Source organism: Gordonia hydrophobica NBRC 16057, from assembly GCF_001592365.1.
Lineage (GTDB): Bacteria > Actinomycetota > Actinomycetes > Mycobacteriales > Mycobacteriaceae > Gordonia > Gordonia hydrophobica.
Window position 1 is genome coordinate 165,238 of the sequence record NZ_BCWU01000006.1, and the last position, 19,316, is coordinate 184,553.

Here is a 19,316-nt window from a genome sequence, read left to right on the forward strand (position 1 = left end):
CCGAAGGCACCACCATGTCCCAACCGATCATCACCCCCGAGCTGGTCCTGCTCGACGGCGACGCCGGCCCCGACGCCGACTCCGTCATCGGGACCCTCGCCGAGTTGGTCTCGGCGGCCGGTCGTACGACCGACGCGTCCGAGTTGGCTGCGGCAGCACTCGAACGCGAGAAGAAGTCCCCGACCGGGCTGCCCGGCGGCATCGCCATCCCGCACGCGCGGGCGGAGTCGGTGACCACCGCCTCGCTCGCGATGGCTCGTCTGGCCCGTAAGGCGGACTTCGGTGGCCCCGACGGGCCCGCCGACATCGTCTTCCTGATCGCCGCGCCCGCGGGAGCCGCGAGCGAGCACATGAAGGTGCTGAGCTCGCTGGCGCGCGCACTGGTGCGGCCGGAGTTCGTGCAGGCCCTGCGCGACGCGCCGAACGCCCAGTCGATCGTCGACCTGGTCCTCGACGTGACCGCCGACAAGAAGGCGCCCGCTGCGACCCCGGCGGCCGCACCGTCCCCGGCACCGGCACCGGCACCGGCAGCCGAGGCAGGCACCGCCGCCGACGCCCCGACTGATGCCGGTACCGCGGCGAAGCCGAAGATCATCGCGATCACGGCCTGTCCGACCGGCATCGCGCACACGTACATGGCCGCCGACGCCTTGAAGCTCGCGGCCGAGCGTGCCGACGTCGACTTCGAGGTGGAGACCCAGGGCTCCACCGGCTCCACCCCGTTCTCGCCGACGACCATCGCGGAGGCCGACGCCGTCATCTTCGCCACCGACGTCGGTGTCAAGAACCGGGATCGCTTCGTCGGCAAGGCAGTGGTCGCGTCGGGTGTCAAACGCGCGATCAACGAGCCCGACGCGATGATCGCCGAAGCCGTGGCGGCCGGCCGTGATCCGCACGCCGCCACCGTCACCGGCGACGCCAACGCTGCGGCCGACGCGTCGGCGGCGTCGAGCGTCGGCATCGGCGGACAGCTGAAACAGGCGCTGCTGACCGGCGTCAGCTACATGATCCCGTTCGTGGCTGCGGGCGGTCTGCTGATGGCCCTCGGATTCCTGCTCGGCGGCTACGAGATCGCCAACAGCACCGTCGAGGAGGGCACGTCCGATGCGACGTACTACGCCCTGCACAACAGCCTCTGGGAACTGCCGCCCGGCGGACTGTTGCAGTATCTCGGAGCACTGAGCTTCGCCGTCGGCAACCTGGCGATCGGTCTCATGGTCGCCGTCCTGGCCGGGTACATCGCGTACGCGATCGCGGACCGCCCCGGTCTCGCGCCCGGCTTCACCGCGGGTCTGATCGCCGTCGCCGTCGGCTCCGGATTCATCGGCGGACTGGTCGGCGGTCTGCTCGCGGGCGTCGTCGCCCTGTGGTTGTCACGGCTCCCCCTCCCGCAGTGGGCGCGCGGACTGCAACCGGTGGTGATCATCCCGCTCGTCGCCACGCTGATCACCGGCTTCGTGATGTTCGCTCTCCTGGCCCGCCCGCTGTCGTGGGTCAACACCGAACTCGAGAATCAGCTGAACTCGATGTCCGGCAGTTCGAAGATCATCCTCGGCATCGTGATCGGCCTGATGATGTGCTTCGACCTGGGCGGTCCGGTCAACAAGGCCGCCTACGCCTTCGGTGTCGCCGGACTCGGCCTGGCCGGCGCAGGCGTCCCGCAGTGGGAGATCATGGCGGCCGTCATGGCCGCAGGCATGGTGCCGCCGCTGGCCCTGGCGCTCGCCACCGCGCTGCGCCCGTCGTCGTTCACCGAACCGGAACGCGAGAACGGCAAGGCCGCCTGGCTCCTCGGCGCATCCTTCATCTCCGAGGGCGCCATCCCGTTCGCCGCCGCCGACCCGCTGCGCGTGATCCCGTCGATGATGCTGGGCGGCGCCGTGACCGGCGCCCTGTCGATGGCGATGAGCGTCCAGCTCCGCGCCCCGCACGGCGGCATCTTCGTCCTGTTCGCGATGAACGGCACCTGGTGGAAGTTCTTGATCGCTATCGTGGCGGGTACGGTCGTCTCCGCGATCGCCGTTCTGACCGCGAAGCAGTTCAAGCCCAGCACAAGGGAGCTCGAACCCAGCACCGCGTAACCACAGGCACCACGTAACCTGATCAACCAGCACACCAGCACCCTGTACGAAAGGCGCACCATGCCCAGCACCATCGTCACCGTCGGATCCGCCGTCGGACTGCACGCCCGCCCGGCCACCGTCATCTCCGAGGCCGCGACCGCGCTCGGCGTCCCGGTCACCCTCGCCGTCGACGGCGGCGAGCCGGTCGACGCCGGCAGCGCGCTGATGATCATGACGCTGGGCGCCGAGAAGGGCGCCTCGGTCACCGTCGAGAGCGACGACCAGGCCGCGGTGGATCAGATCGCAGCATTGGTCGCCAAGGACCTCGACGCCGAGTAGTCCCGTCCGGCGTCAGACCGCCAAGTCGCCCAGCTGGGCGGCCAACCCCGAAGGCATCCGCACTCGAAGGCGGGTGCCTTCGGCGTTGTGTTCGGTGTCCAGCACGTGAGCCTGCTCGTGCAGTCGGGCGATCACGTCGCCGCGCGCGAACGGCACCTGCAGCACCGCGTCCACGTCGTCGCGCGCCAAGAACGCGGTGATGGCGTCGAAGAGCCCGTCGAGGCCCTCCCCCGTACGTGCCGACACGAACTGCGCATCCGGGTACTCGGCACGCAGCGCCGCCATGGTGATGCCGTCGACAGCGTCGATCTTGTTGATGACCAGCATCTCCGGCGGCGCAGGCAGCTTCTCCTCGGCGAGGACGTCGCCCAGGACCTGCCGCACCGCAGAGATCTGGTTTCCGGGAAACGGATCCGACCCGTCCACCACGTGGACCAGCAGGTCTGCTTCGACCGCTTCTTCCAGCGTGGATCGGAACGCCTCGACCAGCTGCGTCGGCAGATGCCGCACGAAGCCGACGGTGTCGGTGAAGACCACTTCGTGGCCGTCGGCGAGCTCGGCGCGGCGGGTCGTCGGATCCAGTGTCGCGAAGAGCGCGTCCTGCACCAGGACGCCGGCGCCGGTCATCGCGTTCACCAGGCTGGACTTGCCCGCGTTGGTGTAGCCCACCACGGTCAGTCCCGGGACGCTTCCCCGGCGCCGTGCCGCACGTTTCACCGTGCGGGCGGTCTTCATGCCGCGGATCTCCTTGCGGATCTTGGCCATCCGCTCGCGGATCCGCCTGCGGTCGGTCTCGATCTTCGTCTCACCGGGTCCGCGCAGACCTACGCCGCCGTTGCTGCCCGCACGACCGCCCGCCTGGCGCGACATCGACTCGCCCCAACCGCGCAGGCGGGGCAGCATGTACTCCATCTGCGCCAGCGCCACCTGGGCCTTGCCCTCGCGCGACGTGGCGTGCTGGGCGAAGATGTCGAGGATCAGGGCCGTGCGGTCGATGACCTTCACCTTGACGACCTTCTCCAGAGCCGTCAGCTGCGCCGGGGTCAGTTCACCGTCGCAGATCACCGTGTCGGCGCCGCTGGCGATCACCGCCTCCCGCAGTTCATCGGCCTTGCCCGAGCCGATGTACGTAGCGGGGTCGGGTTTGCTGCGACGTTGGATCAGCGCGTCGAGCACCTGGGATCCCGCGGTCTCGGCGAGTGCCGCCAATTCGGCCATGCTGGCGTCGGCGGCGGCCGCGCTTCCGGAGGTCCAGACGCCGACGAGAACCACCTGTTCCAGGCGGAGCTGTCGATTCTCGACCTCGGTGATGTCTTGGAGTTCGGTCGACAGTCCGACGACGCGGCGCAGCGATGCTCGCTCGTCGAGCTGGAGTTCGCCCGTGGTCGGGATCGACGATACGGATACTGGTTCGTTGGTCAATTCAGTCATATGCCTGACCATTGTGCCCCGATCGGCACCGGAAGCGCACTCCGATTACCGCGCCCACCCCGGGAGGAGCTCGCCGCGCGCCACCAGTCGCGACGGTCCCCGCAGGATCGCCTCGCCGTCGGAGACGCCGACGACGACGTCGCCGCCCGGCACTGAGAGGGCCACGACGCCCTCGCTGCGACCCGCCCGGGACAGGCCCGCAGCCGCGGCGGCCACCAGTCCGGTGCCGCACGATCGAGTCTCGCCGACGCCGCGTTCGTAGACGCGCATCGCGGCGTGAAAGTCGACGCCGTCGACGGCGGTCGGAACCACCGGCGTGACGATCTCGATGTTCGCGCCGTGCGGAAACACGGCGGCGTCCAGCTCCGGCGTCGCGGTGAGGTCGAGCTCGGCGAGGCCCGCAGCCGTCAGTCCGTCCACCACGCAGGCCAGGTGCGGGTTGCCGACGTCGATCACCTCGCCCGTCAGTCGCGTCCCGGCGATGTCCACCGACGACTCGCCGCCGCGCCGGACCTGTCCCATGTCGACGCTCACGTCGGCGTCCACACCGTCGGCGTGATGGATCGTCACGGGCCGGCCGCCCGCCCGTGAACCGACGGTGAACCGGTCGGTGTCGACCAGGTCGGCGCTCCGACAGAAGTGGGCGAACACGCGGACGCCGTTTCCGCACATCTCGGCGATCGAGCCGTCGGCATTGCGATAGTCCATGAACCAGTCCACGCCGGAGACGCCGTCGGGCAGGCGCTCCAGCACCCCTTCGGCGACGAGGGCACCCGCGGTGGCGACCCGAAGGACACCGTCGGCGCCGAGGCCGCGCTGGCGGTCGCACAGGGCGGCGGTGAGGTCGGCGGTCAATTCGATCTGGGCGTACGGGTCGGGCAGGATGACGAAGTCGTTCTGCGTGCCGTGGCCCTTCACGTAGGTCAGCGCCGGAAGTGTAGTCACCCGGCCAGGTTACGCGTGCGGTGCGGTCAGCTCTCGTCGAGCGCCTCGAGCGCACGGTCCAGCAGGCGGTCGGCGGCGGCGTCGAGCCAGATCGCCCGCGGGTCGCGGCGGAACCACGATCGCTGTCTGCGGACGTAGCGGCGGGTTCCGAAGAAGGTCCGCTCCTGCGCCTGCGCCACGTCGTATTCGCCGTCGAGGAACGCGAGCACCTGCGCGTAACCGATGGCCCGGGACGCCGTCCGTCCGTCGCGCAGTCCGCGATCACACAGTGCGACGACCTCGTCCACGAGCCCCGAGGCGAACATGGCGGCGGTGCGCACCCGAATCCGCTCGTCGAGTTCTTCGCGGTCGCGGTCCAGCGTCAGGATGCGGGTGCCCCAGCGCGGCTCCCCGATCCTCGGCGCCGACGCGGCGAACGGTCGTCCGGTGATCTCCACGACTTCCAGCGCGCGGACGATCCGTCGGCCGTCCGAGTCCAGGATCGTGGCCGCGGCAGCCGCGTCGACCTCCGCCAGCCTCGCATGCAGAGCCAGGGGGCCGATCTCAGCGAGCATCGCCTCGTATCGGGCGCGGACCGCGGGATCGGTGGCCGGGAACTCCCAGTCGTCGAGCAGGCCCTGGATGTACATCATCGATCCACCGACGATCACCGGTGTCCGCCCCGCCGCGAGCAGCGCCTCGATGTCGCGCGTCGCGGCGACCTGGTATCCGGCGACGGTCGCGGTCTCGGTGACGTCGAGGACGTCGAGTCGGTGGTGCGGGATGCCGCGCCGCTCGGCGACGGGCAGCTTGGCCGTGCCGATGTCCATCCCGCGGTACTGCTGCATGGCGTCGACGTTGACGATCTCGCCACCCAGTCGTTCGGCGAGGTCCAGCGCGAGATCGGATTTGCCGCTCGCCGTCGGTCCGATGACCGCGACCGGCGTCGTCATGCGCCGGCCCCGGTCGGCGTCCACACCGCGACCGTGTACCCGACCCCGAACGGCGCCCCCGCGTAGTCGACGGTCGAGGTCAGGTCGGTCCCGTCGCACAGGCCGGCCAGCACCTGCCACGCCGGGCGGCCCCCGGCGCCGTCAGCGGTGCACTCCTCAGCAGTCAGCGCCCTCAACGCCGGCACGTCGGCGTGCGCGAGCGCGGCGTCGATCCGCTCCTGCAGCGCCACCGCCGTCACCCGCTCGCCGCCGCCCGGCGCGGACGCGGTCAGCGCGTTCGCGCCGTCGGCCACCACCAGCACGCCGACCGGTTCCGCGGTGTCGGCGATGTCCGCGGCGAGCGTCTCGCCGACGGCCCGGCACTGCTCGGGCGTCGCCGTCGGATCGACGACGATCGGCGTGACGTCGCTGAGCGGCTCGGTGAGTCCGTTGACCCAGCCGGCGATCAGCATCGAGAGCGGCAGCGGCGTCCGGCCCGCATCGCCCGCGCCGAGCGAGACCGGCACTGGAACGCCGTACGCGCCGAAATCACCGGTGCGGCGGTAGCCCCCGGGATCGATGGCCTGTCCGCCGACGTCGGCGGCGCCGATCGCCAGCCACCGGCGCGCGCGGCGACCGGACCGCTCGGTGGCGGCGTGAACCGCCGCACGGACCGCATCGGTGTCTGCAGCATCGGGACCAGCCAGTTCGGGGACCAGGAGGGGCGCACTCGGAACTATCACAACCACGGCAAGCACGGCATCGACGGTACCGGCAGGCGAGCGAAACCCGATCTCCCGGGGTGAATGTCGCATGCCCGGCCCATGACGGTCACCGTCCCTGCTTGAATGAAGCACGTAGTGATGGGCAGCCGTGCCGCGCGGCGAAGACAGATCAGAGGAACAGGCATGACCAATCCGACCGAGAAGAACGCTTCCGCTCCCAAGCCCGGACCCAAGCCCGGCCCGCGACCGGGCCCGCGACCCGGCCCCCATCCGGCGGCAGGGGGCCCCACTCCGGCCGTTCCCGTTCACCCCGTCCCCATCGGCGACCCGCACGCGTTCGGCCGCATCGATGCCGACGGCGCAGTCTGGCTCAAGACCGCAGACGGCGAACGGCAGATCGGGTCCTGGCAGGCGGGCACGGTCGAGGAGGGCCTTGCCCACTTCTCCCGCAAGTTCGCCGATCTCGCGACCGAGGTGGAGATCCTCGAAGAACGGCTGACGGCTCGGTCCGGCGATCCGAAGAAGACGCAGACGTCTGCGGCCCACCTGCTGGCGCTGCTGCCCGATGCGCAGGTACTCGGCGACGTCGACAGCCTCTCCGCGCGGCTGACGGCAATCGTCGCGGGCGCCGACGACGTCGCGCAAGAAGTCCGCGAGGAACGCGAATCCGCCCGCACCTCGGCGATCGGCCGGAAAGAGGAGTTGGCGGCCGAGGCCGAAAAGATCGGTTCGGAGAGCACCTCGTGGAAGTCGGGCGGTGACCGGCTGCGGGCCATCCTCGAGGAGTGGAAGACAGTCAAGGGCATCGACCGCAAGACCGACGACGCTCTGTGGCGCCGATACTCCAAGGCGCGCGACGCCTTCAACCGTCGGCGGGGCGCTCACTTCGCCGAATTGGACCGCGAACGGGCAGGGGCCAAGGCGCGCAAGGAGGAGTTGATCGCCGAGGCCGAAGCGTTGTCGGACTCCACCGACTGGGGTGTCACCGCGGGAAAGTTCCGCGATCTGCTCGCGGAGTGGAAGGCCGCAGGCCGCGCGCCGCGGGATTCCGACGAAGCGCTGTGGGTGCGGTTCAAGGCCGCCCAGGACGTATTCTTTCAGGCGCGCAACGCCGTGCACTCCGAACGCGACGCCGAGTTCGCCGAGAATGCGAAGGCCAAGATCGCGCTGCTCGACGCCGCCGAGCGCAGCATCGACCCGGCGAACGATCTCGATGCCGCCCGCCGCGAGTTCCGGACGTTCCGCGAACAGTGGGACGAGATCGGCAAGGTTCCGCGCGAGCAGATGAGCAAGCTGGAGGGCCGCGTCCGCGCGCTCGAGAAGAGGCTGCGGGAAGAGGAGGACGCCGACTGGGCGCGCACCGATCCCGAGGCTCAGGCACGGGCCGCGCAGTTCACCGAACGGGCCGACAAGCTCGAGGAGCAGGCGCAAAAGGCGCAGGACTCCGGCAAGGACCGCGACGCCGCAGACCTTCGCCAGCAGGCCGCACAGTGGCGCGAGTGGGCCACCGCGGCCCACTCCGCGCTGACCGACCGGTAGCGGTCGGTCGGCGCGGTCTGACGCAGTTCGACCTGACTCAGCTCAGTTCGACGGCTTGTCCGTCGACTGGGCTGAATCCGTCTGGGCTGAATCCGTCTGGGTGTCGTCGGTCGGCTTCGCGCTGCGCTGCCCGGGGGCGACCGGACGCTGCAGCGACATGCCGAAGGCTTCACGGCTCGCCGCCTCCGCCCGTCGATCTTCAGCGATCTGCAGGTGGTAGGCGCTGCGGTCCCAGACCACGCGTCCCCAGTGGAAGACCAGCACCATCGCGACGAACCAGCCGAGGAACAGACCGATCCCGGCACCGGCCGGCGCCACGTTGTCGTGCACGCCGACGGTGTTGCGCGTCCAGAGGGCCAGCAGTCCGGCGACCGAGGCAACGCTGGTGCCCGCCAAGGCGATCAGTGCCAGCACCCAGCGACGGGTGACGAGCGCGAGGCCGGAGAAGCCGATCGCGAAGATCACCAGCAGGTAGACGAAGATCGTCGACGGCAGTTTGATGGTCTCCGCATCCGCCTTGTCGGACATGGTGAGGACGTCGAGGCCCGTCGCATCGCCCGCATGCGGAAGCACCAGCGACACCATGGCGAGCAGCACGCCGACGGCGACGACGAGGGCGCGCGCACCCGGATCGATCTCCCCCGACACCTTCTTCTCGGCCTTGCGGAGTTCCTTCTCGTATTCGTTGAAGGTTCCGACGTCGTTCTTGCTCATGAACAGCCTCCAGTTCCGCAGGCGCTGATCGGTTCGGCGACTGCTTGTGCTCCGATGGTCGGCATGCCGAGGCCCACGCCGACCGGTGGCGTGGTGGGCACGGTGCCCGCCTCGTGCGCATCGCCTGCGCGGGTGCGTCGGTGGGTGAGCACTCCGGCGTCGGCGATGAGATGGTGCGGTGCGGCGTCGGTGATCGCGACGGTGACGATGTCACCGGGTCGGATCTCGGGAGCGCCGCGGAAATGCACGAGGCGGCCGTCGCGAGCGCGTCCGGTCAGGCGACCGGTCTCCGAGTTCTTCCGGCCCTCTCCCGCAGAGACCAGGAGTTCGGCCTCGCTGCCGACGAGTTCGGTGTTCGCTTCCAGGCACACCCGCTCCTGCAGGGCGATCAGGCGCTGGTAGCGCTCGGTGACCACCTCCGGCGGCACCTGGTCCGGCATCGTCGCCGCCGGGGTTCCCGGGCGCGGCGAGTACTGGAAGGTGAAGGCGCTGGAGAAACGCGCCTTCTCCACCACCGCGAGGGTCTCGGCGAAGTCCTCTTCGGTCTCGCCGGGGAATCCGACGATGATGTCGGTGGTGATCGCGGCGTGCGGCATCGCCGCGCGCACCCGGTCGACGATGCCCAGGAACTTGGACTGTCGATAGCTGCGGCGCATCGCGCGCAGCACCCGGTCCGAGCCGGACTGCAGCGGCATGTGCAGTTGCGGGCAGATGTTGGGCGTCTGCGCCATCGCCTCGATCACGTCGTCGGTGAACTCCGCGGGGTGCGGCGAGGTGAACCGCACCCGCTCCAGGCCGTCGATGGCGCCGCAGGCGCGCAACAGTTCGGCGAACGCGCCGCGGTTCCGCGGTGTGTCCGGGTCCGCGAACGACATGCCGTACGCGTTCACGTTCTGGCCGAGCAGGGTCACCTCCAGCACACCCTGGTCGACGAGCGCCTGGACTTCGGCGAGCACATCGCCCGGTCGGCGATCGACTTCCTTGCCCCGCAACGACGGCACGATGCAGAAGGTGCAGGTGTTGTTGCATCCGACGGACACCGACACCCAGCCCGAGTACGCCGAGTCGCGGCGGGCGGGCAGCGTCGACGGGAATCGCTCCAGCGAGTCGAGGATCTCGACCTGCGCCTCCTGGTTGTGGCGAGCACGTTCGAGGAGGACCGGCAGCGAACCGATGTTGTGCGTGCCGAACACGACGTCGACCCACGGTGCGCGCTGACGGACGACGTCCTTGTCCTTCTGCGCGAGGCAGCCGCCGACGGCGATCTGCATACCGGGACGCGCCTGCTTCACCGGTGCCAGATGCGACAGGTTCCCGTAGAGCTTGTTATCGGCGTTCTCGCGGACCGCACAGGTGTTGAAAACGACCAGATCCGCGTCGTCGCCGTCGGCCGCGACGTATCCCGCGTCCTCCAGCAACCCCGCAATCCGTTCGGAGTCATGGACATTCATCTGGCAGCCGTAGGTACGAACCGAGTAGGAGCGAGCGACGGGCGCACCCTCCTCGTCCGTCTGATGGCTGTGGACCTCAACACTCACACTCTAAGATTACGTGCCGACGCAAATCCGCCCACGTCACACTGTGGGCTACTACGTTGTACCCATGGCCGACACGAACGTCACACCCATGATCTCCATGAGGAACGTCCAGAAGCACTACGGCGAACTTCATGTACTTCGCGATATCGACTTGGAAATCCCCCGCGGGCAGGTGGTGGTGGTGCTTGGCCCCTCCGGCTCCGGCAAGTCGACGCTGTGCCGCACGATCAACCGACTCGAGCCGATCGACAGCGGCGAGATCCGGATCGAAGGCACGCTGCTCCCCGACGAGGGGCGCGACCTCGCGAGTCTCCGCGCCGATGTCGGCATGGTCTTCCAATCGTTCAACCTGTTCGCCCACAAGACCATCCTGGAGAACGTCACCCTCGGGCCGATTCGCGTCCGGAAGACCGCGAAGGCCGACGCCGAGAAGCGGGCCGGTGAACTCCTGGACCGCGTGGGAGTGGGCACGCAACGCGACAAGTACCCGGCGCAGTTGTCCGGCGGTCAGCAGCAGCGCGTCGCGATCGCGCGCTCTCTCGCGATGTCGCCGAAGGTCCTGCTCTTCGACGAGCCGACGTCGGCGCTCGACCCCGAGATGGTCTCCGAGGTGCTGGACGTGATGGTCTCCCTCGCCAAGGAGGGCATGACGATGGTCGTGGTGACTCACGAGATGGGCTTCGCCCGCAAGGCCGCCGATCGAGTGATCTTCATGGCCGACGGCCAGATCGTCGAGGACACCGACCCGGAGAGCTTCTTCACGGCACCGAAATCCGACCGCGCCAAAGACTTCCTGTCGAAGATCCTGGGAGGCTGACCACCGTGTTGCCCTTGCGAACACCCCGCACTCGGCCCCTGCGCCGGCGGCGACTCCTGGCGCTCGGCGCCGCCGTGACCGTGCTCGCCGCACTGCTCGCGGGCTGCGGCAGCTCCGAACCGCGCAACCTCCTCGACTCCATCAAGAGCGGGCACGTGGTCCTCGGAACCAAGTACGACCAACCCGGCATGGGACAGCAGCAGCCCGACGGGTCCGTCGTCGGCTTCGACGCCTCGGTCTCGGAGTTCGTCGTCAATCACATCGCCGACGAGCTCGGGGTGGCCCATCCCGAGATCAGTTGGCGCGAGACACCGTCTGCGCAACGCGAGACGTTGATCGGCAACGGCGAGGTCGACATGATCGCGGCCACCTACTCGATCAACGAGGCGCGCTCGAAGAAGGTCTCCTTCGCGGGGCCCTACCTGGTCACCTACCAGGGCCTGCTGGTCCGCGCCGACGACACCTCGCTCACCTCGCTGACCGACCTGAACAACGGCAAGAAGCTCTGCTCGGTGAGCGGCTCGACGTCCGCGCAGAACGTCAAGGCGCAGCTGTCCGGCGTGCAGTTGCAGGAATACGACTCCTACTCCTCGTGCGTGGAGGCACTGCGACGCAGCAAGGTCGACGCCCTCACCACCGACGAGACGATCCTCGCCGGCTACGCCAATCGGTACCCGGGTGAGTTCAAGCTGGTCTCGATGACCTACCCGAAACAGGCGTGCGTCAAAGACTCGCTGAAGAAGAAGGGGCAGCCCTTCTCCACGGAGCGTTACGGCATCGGCATGGCGCAGAACTATCCGCGGGCCGTGTCGGCGGTGAACGACGCGATCACGGCGATGCTCGCGACCCCGCCCGGCGCCGCCGCGTCGCCGTGGAGCACCCAGCTGCGCAAGTGGCTGGGCGACGCCGTCATCGACGACTGGATCGCGCGCGCCGACGCGCCGGACTCCACGTTCACCCTGCTTCCGACCGTGGGCGACCTCGACTTCCTCACCGCGCCCGGCACCCCCTGCGAAGGAGCTTCCTAGATGTCCACACTGTGGGAGAGTATGGGGCCTGCGCTGTGGCCCGCCTTCTGGTTGACGATCCAGCTGACCTTCTTCTCCGCGATCGGCGCACTGATCTGGGGAGTTCTGCTCGCCGCGATGAAGGTCTCGCCCGTGCCGGTGATGCGCGGATTCGCGACCGTGTACGTCAACGTGGTGCGCAACACCCCGCTCACGTTGATCGTGCTGTTCTGCTCGGTGGGTCTGTACCAGAATCTCGACATGGCGCTAGCCCCGGAGAGCGATCACTTCTTCGCGACCAACAACTTCCGGCTCGCCATCCTCGGCTTCGTCCTGTACACCGCGACCTTCGTCTGTGAGACGCTGCGCGCCGGGTTCAACACCGTCCCGATCGGCCAGGCCGAGGCGGCGCGGTCGCTCGGCCTCTCGTTTCCCCAGGTGTTCCGGTTGATCGTGCTGCCGCAGGCCTTGCGCACGGTGATCGCACCGCTCGGGTCGGTGCTGATCGCCCTCACGAAGAACACCACGATCGCATCGGTCATCGGAGTCGGCGAGGCTGCTCTCCTGATGAAGTCCGAATTAGAGACCCACGGCGACCAGATTCTGGTGATCTTCGCGGTCATCGCCGTCGGATTCATGATCATCACGCTCGCCGAAGGAGCCTTCTTCGGCTGGGCGGCCAAGCGATGGGCGGTCAAGCGATGAGCGACGAGTCGACAGTCCTCTACGACGCTCCCGGTCCCCGGGCACGCCGTCGCAATCTCATCACGGCGATCGTGTTCGTCGCGATCGTCGTCGCCGTGATCGCCTATGTCATCACCGTCCTCGCGGGCAAAGGGCAGTTCGACGCCGACAAGTGGTCACCGTTCACGGTCGCGGGCACCTGGTACACCTGGCTGCTCCCCGGCCTGTGGGGAACGCTGAAGGCCGCGTTCGTCTCGATCATCCTCGCGTTGGTGGTCGGCACGCTCCTGGGCATCGGCCGCCTGTCCGACCACCGGTGGGTGCGCGTGGTGTGCGGCTTCATCGTAGAGATCTTCCGGGCCATTCCGGTCCTGATCCTGATGTTCTTCGCGTACTTCCTGTTCGCCAAGTACGCGGTGGTGCCCTCGTCGCAGCTCTCGTTCGCCGCCGTCGTCTTCGGTCTCACCCTGTACAACGGTTCGGTGATCGCCGAGATCCTGCGCGCAGGCATCCAGGCCGTGCCTCGCGGTCAGAGTGAGGCCGCACAGTCCATCGGCCTGCGCAAGTCGCAGATGATGCGCATGATCCTGCTGCCGCAGGCCGTCACCGCGATGCTGCCCGCACTGATCTCGCAGATGGTGATCGCGCTGAAGGACAGCGCGCTCGGCTACGCCTTCGGCTACATCGAGGTGGTCCGCTCGGGCATCGTCTCGGCGTCGTACTGGGGCAACTACCTGCCGTCGCTGGTCGTGGTCGCCGTCATCATGATCGCCATCAACTTCTGCCTGACCGGCCTCGCGAACTATCTGGAGCGACGTCTGCGCAGCGGTCGACGCAAGACCAACGCCTCGGATCCGGATGTCGCCGAGCTCGAAACCATGGAGAACGTTCCGGGCTTCAACAAGATCGGTTGACGCTGAGTCGGACAGCGCTCGGGCGGGAACTCTCGGACGAGCACTACTGCCGAGCGCTGTCCAACACCTCTTTCACCACGGATCCGACGACGTCGGACGGAAAGCCCCGTCGACTCAGCGCCCCGGCCAGCCGCCGATAGGCCTTCGCCCGGACCTCGCGGTCGGCGAGCTCCGCACCGGACACGTTCAGTTTCTTCTCGGCGAGCCGGACGGCCTGGGCGCGCTCGTCATCCGGGTCGATCTGCGCCAGCGCCACTGCGGCCGTCTCGTCGTCGATCCCTTTGGTGCGCAGCTCCCGCTTCAACGCGACGCGGCCGCGGCCCGAGAATTGATGACGAGATCGAACCCACTCCTCTGCGAACTCGGTGTCGTCGAGAAGGCCCGCATCGTCGAGGCGACGCAGGGTGTGCTCCACTTCGTCGGCTGTGAACTCCCTCTTCTCGAGTCGTTCACGCATCTCCGCGCGACTCCGCGCCCGGGTCCCCAGGAGCCGCAGCGCGGCGTCCCAGGGAGACGGGCCGGGCTTCTCCATCAGAAGTCGACGGGCTCGGGGGCGACCGCGTCGGCGTCGTCGTCGGCACGCTTGCCGATGCCGAGCTTGTCCTTGATCTTGACCTCGATCTCGTTCGCGATGTCCGGATTGGCGAGCAAGAACTTGCGAGCGTTCTCCTTGCCCTGCCCCAACTGGTCGCCCTCGTAGGTGAACCAGCTGCCCGACTTCCGGATGAAGCCCTCGGCCACGCCGAGGTCGATCAGTGAACCCTCGCGGCTGATGCCGTGGCCGTACAGGATGTCGAACTCCGCCTGCTTGAACGGGGGCGCCACCTTGTTCTTGACGACCTTCACCCGGGTCCGGTTGCCGACCGCGTCGGTCCCGTCCTTCAGCGTCTCGATGCGGCGCACGTCCAGACGCACCGACGAGTAGAACTTCAGCGCCTTACCGCCGGTCGTCGTCTCCGGGGAGCCGAACATGACACCGATCTTCTCGCGGAGCTGGTTGATGAAGATCGCCGTGGTGTTGGAGTTGTTGAGACCCGAGGTCATCTTGCGCAGCGCCTGGCTCATCAGACGTGCCTGCAGACCGACGTGGCTGTCGCCCATCTCGCCTTCGATCTCCGCCTTCGGCACCAGTGCGGCCACCGAGTCGATGACGAGGATGTCCAGAGCGCCCGAGCGGATCAGCATGTCGGCGATCTCGAGGGCCTGCTCACCGGTGTCCGGCTGCGAGACCAGGAGTGCGTCGATGTCCACGCCGAGCTTGGCCGCGTACTCGGGATCGAGCGCGTGCTCGGCGTCGATGAACGCGGCGATGCCGCCCGCGGCCTGCGCGTTGGCGACCGCGTGGAGCGCGACGGTGGTCTTACCGGAGGACTCCGGACCGTAGACCTCCACGATGCGGCCGCGCGGCAGTCCGCCGATGCCGAGCGCGATGTCGAGTGCGACCGAACCGGTGGGGATCACCTCCATCGGGGGGCGTGCGTCCTCACCGAGACGCATGACCGAACCCTTGCCGTAGTTCTTGTCGATCTGGGCCAGCGCCAGGTCCAGGGCCTTCTGCCGATCAGTAGGTGCCATCGATCTCTCCTCCGGATGTCTCTAGCCGTGGGCCAGAACGTTCTCTGCTGTCGTGACCACACATTAGGAGCAGGGTCTGACAATCCTGTTCCGAGCGGTCATTAGTTAGACGCACCAGAGCACGCTCCGGTTCCATCTCAGGATAGCGAACAGATGTTCGAGTTCAATTCGACACGCCAGAAAACCGCTCACCAACGTTCGGCCGGCACGTCGAGTTCACGACACAGGGCCCGCCAAACGAGCTTCGGATCCACCCCGTCCTCGATCGCTTCGCGACCGGTCCGGCTCCCCAACTCCACCAGGACCAGGTCGGTCAGCAGACCGTCGGCCCGTCGGCGGCCGAACTCCACCTCGGTGAGTTCGGCGAACTCCGTCAAACGCATGCTGCCATTCTCCACGATCGATGAACCACGGCCACCGGATCCACCGCCGACCGCCTGCTCTCCGACACCCGGCGCGCGGCGTCGGCATACGACGGATCGCCCAGAACGGCGACGATCGCCTCGGTCAACGACGCGGTCGTGACCGGCCGCACCAGCCGACCGCAGCCCAACCGCTGCACCCGGTTGGCCAACTCCCATTGATCTCCCCCGCCCGGCACCGTGACGACCGGCACCGACGCCTGCAACGACTTCGCCAGCATGCCGTGACCGCCTCCGCAGACCACCAGGTCGGCGTCGGCCAGCACCTCGTCCTGCCGTGCGGTCGCCGCCACCAGTCCCGTGGGCGCCTGCCCGCCGGACGGGCGCTCCAGCGCCGAGTAGACCACCCGTAACGGCCGACTCTGTTGCAATTCGGCGAGCGCGGCCAACACCGTCGCACCCATGTCGCCCGCGCCGGTCGTCGCCGTCGACGGCGCTACCACGATCAGCGGCCCGTCGCCGGTCGGACGGTCGAACACCTCGTCGGTCGGTTCGAAGAGCAGCGGCCCCACCAGATGAGTGCGCTCCGGCCAGTCCGGGCGCCACTCCTCCAACGCGGGCAGCGTCGCGACCAAGCGCGCGATCGGCGCCGCGTCCGCAGGCAACTCGATGCTCGCGCGTGCCGCGCGACGCTGCCGTGCCCCTTTGGCCACGGCCACATCGGCTCCAGCGCGCAGCACCGCGTCCCGCAATCTGCCGCGAAGTCTGACACCCGGTGCGAGTCCCGCACCGATGGGCGGCAGCCCGCGCGACTGCTCGTAGAGCGGATGCGGAGAGAGTTCGATCCACGGACATCCGGCGAGTTCTGCCGCCCAGCCGCCCGCCACCGTGATCACATCGCTGATCACCAGATCCACCCCGGCGAGTGCCAGCTCCGGCGCGAGTTCGAGCGCCATACGCGCCGCGCGCACGCTCAGCTTCGCGCCCGCATCATCGTCGTCGTCTCCCGGGCGCGCTGCGAGTCCGGGCAACGGCCGGACCTCGATGCCGCGACGCGCGGCGATGGAAGTCCATCGGTCGCCGGTGTAGACGATCGCCTCGTCGCCCGCCTCACGAAGAGCAGTGGCCAGGCCCAACGCGGGGAAAGCGTGTCCCGCGTCCGACCCGGCCACAATGGCGACGGTCAGTGTCAGTGCTTCTCCGGCGTCTGCGGTGCCGGGTTCTGCTGCGCCGGTGCGGGCGCAGCCTGCCCCTGGCTCTGGCCCGGGTTCAGTGCGCCGCCACCCATGCTGGCGCGGATCTGCTCCAGGCGGGCGTGACCGGCCATCTGGACCCCGGCGGCCTCCACCTCGGCCATCCGGCCCGCCACGCTGCCCTTCGCGAGCTCGGCCGAGCCGAGCGCGTTGGCGTAGCGGCGTTCGATCTTGTCGCGCACCTGGTCGAGGTTCGGGGTGTTCCCGGGAGCGGACAGTTCGCTCATCGAGTTCAGCGACGCCGAGACCTGCTCCTGCATCTTCGCCTGCTCCAGCTGGCTCAAGAGCTTGGAGCGCTCGGCCAACTTCTGCTGCAGGGTCATCGCATTGCGTTCCACCGCCTGCTTGGCCTGCGCCGCCGCCTGGAGCGACTGGTCGTGCAGGACCTTGAGGTCCTCGACGTTCTGCTCAGCGGTCACCAGCTGCGCGGCGAACGCCTCCGCGGCATTCGTGTACTCGGTGGCCTTGGCGGCGTCGCCCGCCGCGGTGGCCTGATCGGAGAGAGTCAGCGCCTGGCGGGTGTTGCCCTGCAGCTTCTCGATCTCCTCGAGTTGCCGGTTCAAGCGCATCTCCAGCTGACGCTGGTTGCCGATCACCGCGGCCGCCTGCTGCGACAGCGCCTGGTGCTGCCGCTGAGCGTCTTCGATCGCCTGCTGAATCTGCACCTTGGGGTCTGCGTGCTCGTCGATCTTCGCATTCCCCAGCGCCATCAAATAGTTCCAGAACTTCACAAACGGGTTGGCCATGGGTCTTCCAAACTCCTCGTTACGACGGTCGCGTCGGTCTCGTGATCACGCGGCGGCCAGTGCCGCGGGCACACCCGCGCCGTCCACCGAATCTTCCTGGGGTGCAATGACTTCGACAAGGGTATCGGTTGATGCCACGGCAGCGTCGGCCGGACGCAGCACGCCGGCCACCTGGAACAGCATGTCACCGATCGGCACCTCGAGCGCGTCGCAGATCGACGCGAGCAACTCGCTCGACGCCTCCTTCTGACCGCGCTCGATCTCCGAGAGGTAGCCGAGCGACACTCGCGCATTGGTCGAGACCTCGCGCAACGTCCGTCCCTGGCCGGTCCGAACTCGACGCAGTTCATCGCCGATCGCCTCACGCAAGAGCAGTGTCACGCGCGGTCCTCCTCACCCTTCATCGTCAAAGCCTGTGTCGTCGACCCTAGCGGAATTCCACATCGAACGCCGCTCGCATCTGCGCATCGCATTCATGCAACATACGCGTCGTGCCCGACATTCCTGCGGCGAATCCCTCACGCCGCGGAGCGCCGCAACGCCACCGCTCGCCAGACGTAGTCGAGACCGGTCGCCACCGTCGCCACGACCGCGGCGATCATCAGCACCCACGCGGCCGTGTGGAACACGCCGCTGAGCGGCAGCACGAACAGGCCGATCGCCATCGACTGCAGCAGCGTCTTCAGCTTTCCGCCCCGGCTCGCCGGGATCACGCCGTACCGCAACACCCAGAACCGCAGCAGCGTCACCCCGATCTCGCGCGCCAGAATCACGACCGTCACCCACCACGGGAGTTCGCCCAGGACGGACAGCCCGATCAACGCCGCACCGATCAACGCCTTGTCGGCGATCGGATCGGCCATCTTCCCGAAGTCGGTGACCAGATTCAGTTGTCGAGCCAACCGGCCGTCCAACTGATCGGTGAACGCCGCCACTGCGAAGACCACGAACGCACTGATCCGCCAGGCCGTCTCGTCGCCGCCGCCGACGAACAGAAGCACGACGAACACCGGCACCAAGACGATGCGGAACACCGTCAGCACATTCGCGATGTTCACCACCGGTACCGCAGCCACGTCGTCACCGATCGAGCGGCGCACAGGGTCAGTCACGAGGTCAAGCCTAACGTCATCGGATTCACGGTCTCCCGACGGGCACGCCCAGACCTGCGACTATTCTCATGTTCATGCTGAATGAACATCCCGACACGCGCCCCGCCGAGCAGCCCGCCGTGCTCGTCCGCCGTGCGCGGACCTCGGATGTTCCTCGCATCAAGGAACTCATCGACATCTACGCGGGCAAGATCCTCCTCGAGAAGAACCTCGTCACCCTCTACGAGGCTGTCCAGGAGTTCTGGGTCGGCGAAATCGCAGGCCAGGTCGTCGGCTGCGGAGCCCTGCACGTCCTGTGGTCCGATCTCGGCGAAGTCCGCACCGTCGCGGTCGACACCGCGCACTCCGGTCGCGGCATCGGGCACCGGATCGTCGGAAGACTGATGGACGTGGCCCGCGAGTTGGAACTCGAACGCGTCTTCGTCCTCACCTTCGAGACCAGCTTCTTCTCCCGCCACGGATTCGCCGAGATCGACGGCACCCCGGTCTCCCGCGAAGTGTTCGAAGAGATGTGCCGCTCCTATGACACCGGCGTCGCCGAATTCCTCGACCTGTCCGCCGTCAAACCCAACACCCTCGGCAACACCCGCATGCTCGCCCATCTGTGATCTGCAGGCGGGCGCAGACCAGACAGCACGACA

The 19,316-nt window shown here is 68.2% G+C and carries 21 protein-coding genes; 8 read left to right on the forward strand and 13 right to left on the reverse strand.

Features of this window, described 5'->3' with window-relative positions; translation table 11 throughout:
• The first annotated feature begins 14 nt into the window (after positions 1 to 14).
• Entirely contained in the window at positions 15 to 2,081 is a 2,067-nt protein-coding gene (locus GH2_RS11810; protein ID WP_066167804.1) for a PTS fructose transporter subunit IIABC, read from the forward strand.
• Positions 2,082 to 2,141: 60 nt separating this feature from the next.
• Positions 2,142 to 2,402, forward strand: coding sequence for an HPr family phosphocarrier protein (locus GH2_RS11815; RefSeq protein ID WP_066167808.1), 261 nt, complete (start codon positions 2,142 to 2,144; stop codon positions 2,400 to 2,402).
• A gap of 12 nt (positions 2,403 to 2,414) precedes the next feature.
• Here GH2_RS11815 and hflX read toward each other — a convergent pair whose 3' ends face one another.
• Genes hflX through GH2_RS11835 form a run of 4 tightly spaced genes read right to left on the reverse strand, consistent with a single transcriptional unit; the run spans position 2,415 to position 6,447 of the window.
• Positions 2,415 to 3,833 (reverse strand): GTPase HflX, encoded by a 1,419-nt coding sequence (gene hflX, locus GH2_RS11820; protein ID WP_066167811.1) that lies wholly within the window; start codon positions 3,831 to 3,833, stop codon positions 2,415 to 2,417.
• Positions 3,834 to 3,878: 45 nt separating this feature from the next.
• On the reverse strand, positions 3,879 to 4,778 hold the full coding sequence (gene dapF / locus GH2_RS11825; RefSeq protein ID WP_066167814.1) for a diaminopimelate epimerase: 900 nt from the start codon (positions 4,776 to 4,778) through the stop codon (positions 3,879 to 3,881).
• 26 nt (positions 4,779 to 4,804) lie between these two features.
• Positions 4,805 to 5,710: a tRNA (adenosine(37)-N6)-dimethylallyltransferase MiaA gene (gene miaA / locus GH2_RS11830; protein ID WP_066168423.1), complete on the reverse strand. Its 906-nt coding sequence runs from the start codon at positions 5,708 to 5,710 to the stop codon at positions 4,805 to 4,807.
• Positions 5,707 to 6,447, reverse strand: coding sequence for a class III extradiol ring-cleavage dioxygenase family protein (locus GH2_RS11835; RefSeq protein WP_084247457.1), 741 nt, complete (start codon positions 6,445 to 6,447; stop codon positions 5,707 to 5,709). Before GH2_RS11835 ends, miaA begins: the two co-directional genes overlap by 4 nt.
• Before the next feature lie 150 nt (positions 6,448 to 6,597).
• Between GH2_RS11835 and GH2_RS11840 the strand changes: the two genes are divergently transcribed.
• On the forward strand, positions 6,598 to 7,953 hold the full coding sequence (locus GH2_RS11840) for a DUF349 domain-containing protein (RefSeq protein WP_066167820.1): 1,356 nt from the start codon (positions 6,598 to 6,600) through the stop codon (positions 7,951 to 7,953).
• Positions 7,954 to 7,995: 42 nt separating this feature from the next.
• On the opposite strand, the gene GH2_RS11845 is transcribed toward GH2_RS11840, so the two are convergent.
• Positions 7,996 to 8,667 (reverse strand): Rv2732c family membrane protein, encoded by a 672-nt coding sequence (locus tag GH2_RS11845; protein ID WP_066167823.1) that lies wholly within the window; start codon positions 8,665 to 8,667, stop codon positions 7,996 to 7,998.
• Positions 8,664 to 10,205, reverse strand: a complete 1,542-nt coding sequence (miaB, locus tag GH2_RS11850; protein ID WP_066167826.1) for a tRNA (N6-isopentenyl adenosine(37)-C2)-methylthiotransferase MiaB — start codon at positions 10,203 to 10,205, stop codon at positions 8,664 to 8,666. The genes GH2_RS11845 and miaB overlap by 4 nt, the downstream gene beginning before the upstream one ends.
• An 88-nt stretch (positions 10,206 to 10,293) precedes the next feature.
• Here miaB and GH2_RS11855 point away from each other — a divergent pair, with 88 nt between their 5' ends.
• Genes GH2_RS11855 through GH2_RS11870 form a run of 4 tightly spaced genes read left to right on the forward strand, consistent with a single transcriptional unit; the run spans position 10,294 to position 13,627 of the window.
• Complete coding sequence (locus tag GH2_RS11855) at positions 10,294 to 11,022, forward strand: amino acid ABC transporter ATP-binding protein (RefSeq protein ID WP_169802449.1); 729 nt, start codon at positions 10,294 to 10,296, stop codon at positions 11,020 to 11,022.
• A gap of 14 nt (positions 11,023 to 11,036) precedes the next feature.
• Positions 11,037 to 12,050, forward strand: coding sequence for a glutamate ABC transporter substrate-binding protein (locus tag GH2_RS11860; RefSeq protein ID WP_066167830.1), 1,014 nt, complete (start codon positions 11,037 to 11,039; stop codon positions 12,048 to 12,050).
• On the forward strand, positions 12,051 to 12,734 hold the full coding sequence (locus GH2_RS11865; RefSeq protein WP_066167834.1) for an amino acid ABC transporter permease: 684 nt from the start codon (positions 12,051 to 12,053) through the stop codon (positions 12,732 to 12,734). It abuts the gene before it with no gap.
• Entirely contained in the window at positions 12,731 to 13,627 is an 897-nt protein-coding gene (locus GH2_RS11870; RefSeq protein WP_066168426.1) for an amino acid ABC transporter permease, read from the forward strand. Before GH2_RS11865 ends, GH2_RS11870 begins: the two co-directional genes overlap by 4 nt.
• A 43-nt stretch (positions 13,628 to 13,670) precedes the next feature.
• Here the strand turns inward: GH2_RS11870 and GH2_RS11875 are convergent, their stop codons facing one another.
• From GH2_RS11875 to pgsA, 7 genes are all read right to left on the reverse strand, one after another.
• Positions 13,671 to 14,159: a regulatory protein RecX gene (locus tag GH2_RS11875; protein WP_066167837.1), complete on the reverse strand. Its 489-nt coding sequence runs from the start codon at positions 14,157 to 14,159 to the stop codon at positions 13,671 to 13,673.
• Positions 14,159 to 15,202 carry a recombinase RecA gene (gene recA / locus GH2_RS11880; RefSeq protein WP_066167839.1) on the reverse strand — a complete coding sequence of 348 codons (1,044 nt, stop codon included), beginning with the start codon at positions 15,200 to 15,202 and terminating at the stop codon, positions 14,159 to 14,161. Before recA ends, GH2_RS11875 begins: the two co-directional genes overlap by 1 nt.
• 188 nt (positions 15,203 to 15,390) lie before the next feature.
• On the reverse strand, positions 15,391 to 15,585 hold the full coding sequence (locus GH2_RS11885) for a DUF3046 domain-containing protein (protein WP_066167842.1): 195 nt from the start codon (positions 15,583 to 15,585) through the stop codon (positions 15,391 to 15,393).
• Complete coding sequence (locus tag GH2_RS11890) at positions 15,576 to 16,751, reverse strand: glycosyltransferase (RefSeq protein ID WP_066167845.1); 1,176 nt, start codon at positions 16,749 to 16,751, stop codon at positions 15,576 to 15,578. The genes GH2_RS11885 and GH2_RS11890 overlap by 10 nt, the downstream gene beginning before the upstream one ends.
• A gap of 2 nt (positions 16,752 to 16,753) precedes the next feature.
• Complete coding sequence (gene pspA / locus GH2_RS11895; RefSeq protein ID WP_066167848.1) at positions 16,754 to 17,563, reverse strand: phage shock protein PspA; 810 nt, start codon at positions 17,561 to 17,563, stop codon at positions 16,754 to 16,756.
• Between the two features lie 45 nt (positions 17,564 to 17,608).
• Entirely contained in the window at positions 17,609 to 17,944 is a 336-nt protein-coding gene (locus GH2_RS11900; RefSeq protein WP_066167851.1) for a helix-turn-helix domain-containing protein, read from the reverse strand.
• A gap of 137 nt (positions 17,945 to 18,081) precedes the next feature.
• Positions 18,082 to 18,675, reverse strand: a complete 594-nt coding sequence (pgsA, locus tag GH2_RS11905) for a CDP-diacylglycerol--glycerol-3-phosphate 3-phosphatidyltransferase (RefSeq protein WP_066167853.1) — start codon at positions 18,673 to 18,675, stop codon at positions 18,082 to 18,084.
• A 74-nt stretch (positions 18,676 to 18,749) separates the two neighbouring features.
• Between pgsA and GH2_RS11910 the strand changes: the two genes are divergently transcribed.
• A complete protein-coding gene (locus tag GH2_RS11910; RefSeq protein ID WP_066168428.1) occupies positions 18,750 to 19,283 on the forward strand; it encodes an amino-acid N-acetyltransferase in 534 nt (177 codons plus the stop codon).
• Positions 19,284 to 19,316 lie beyond the last annotated feature (33 nt).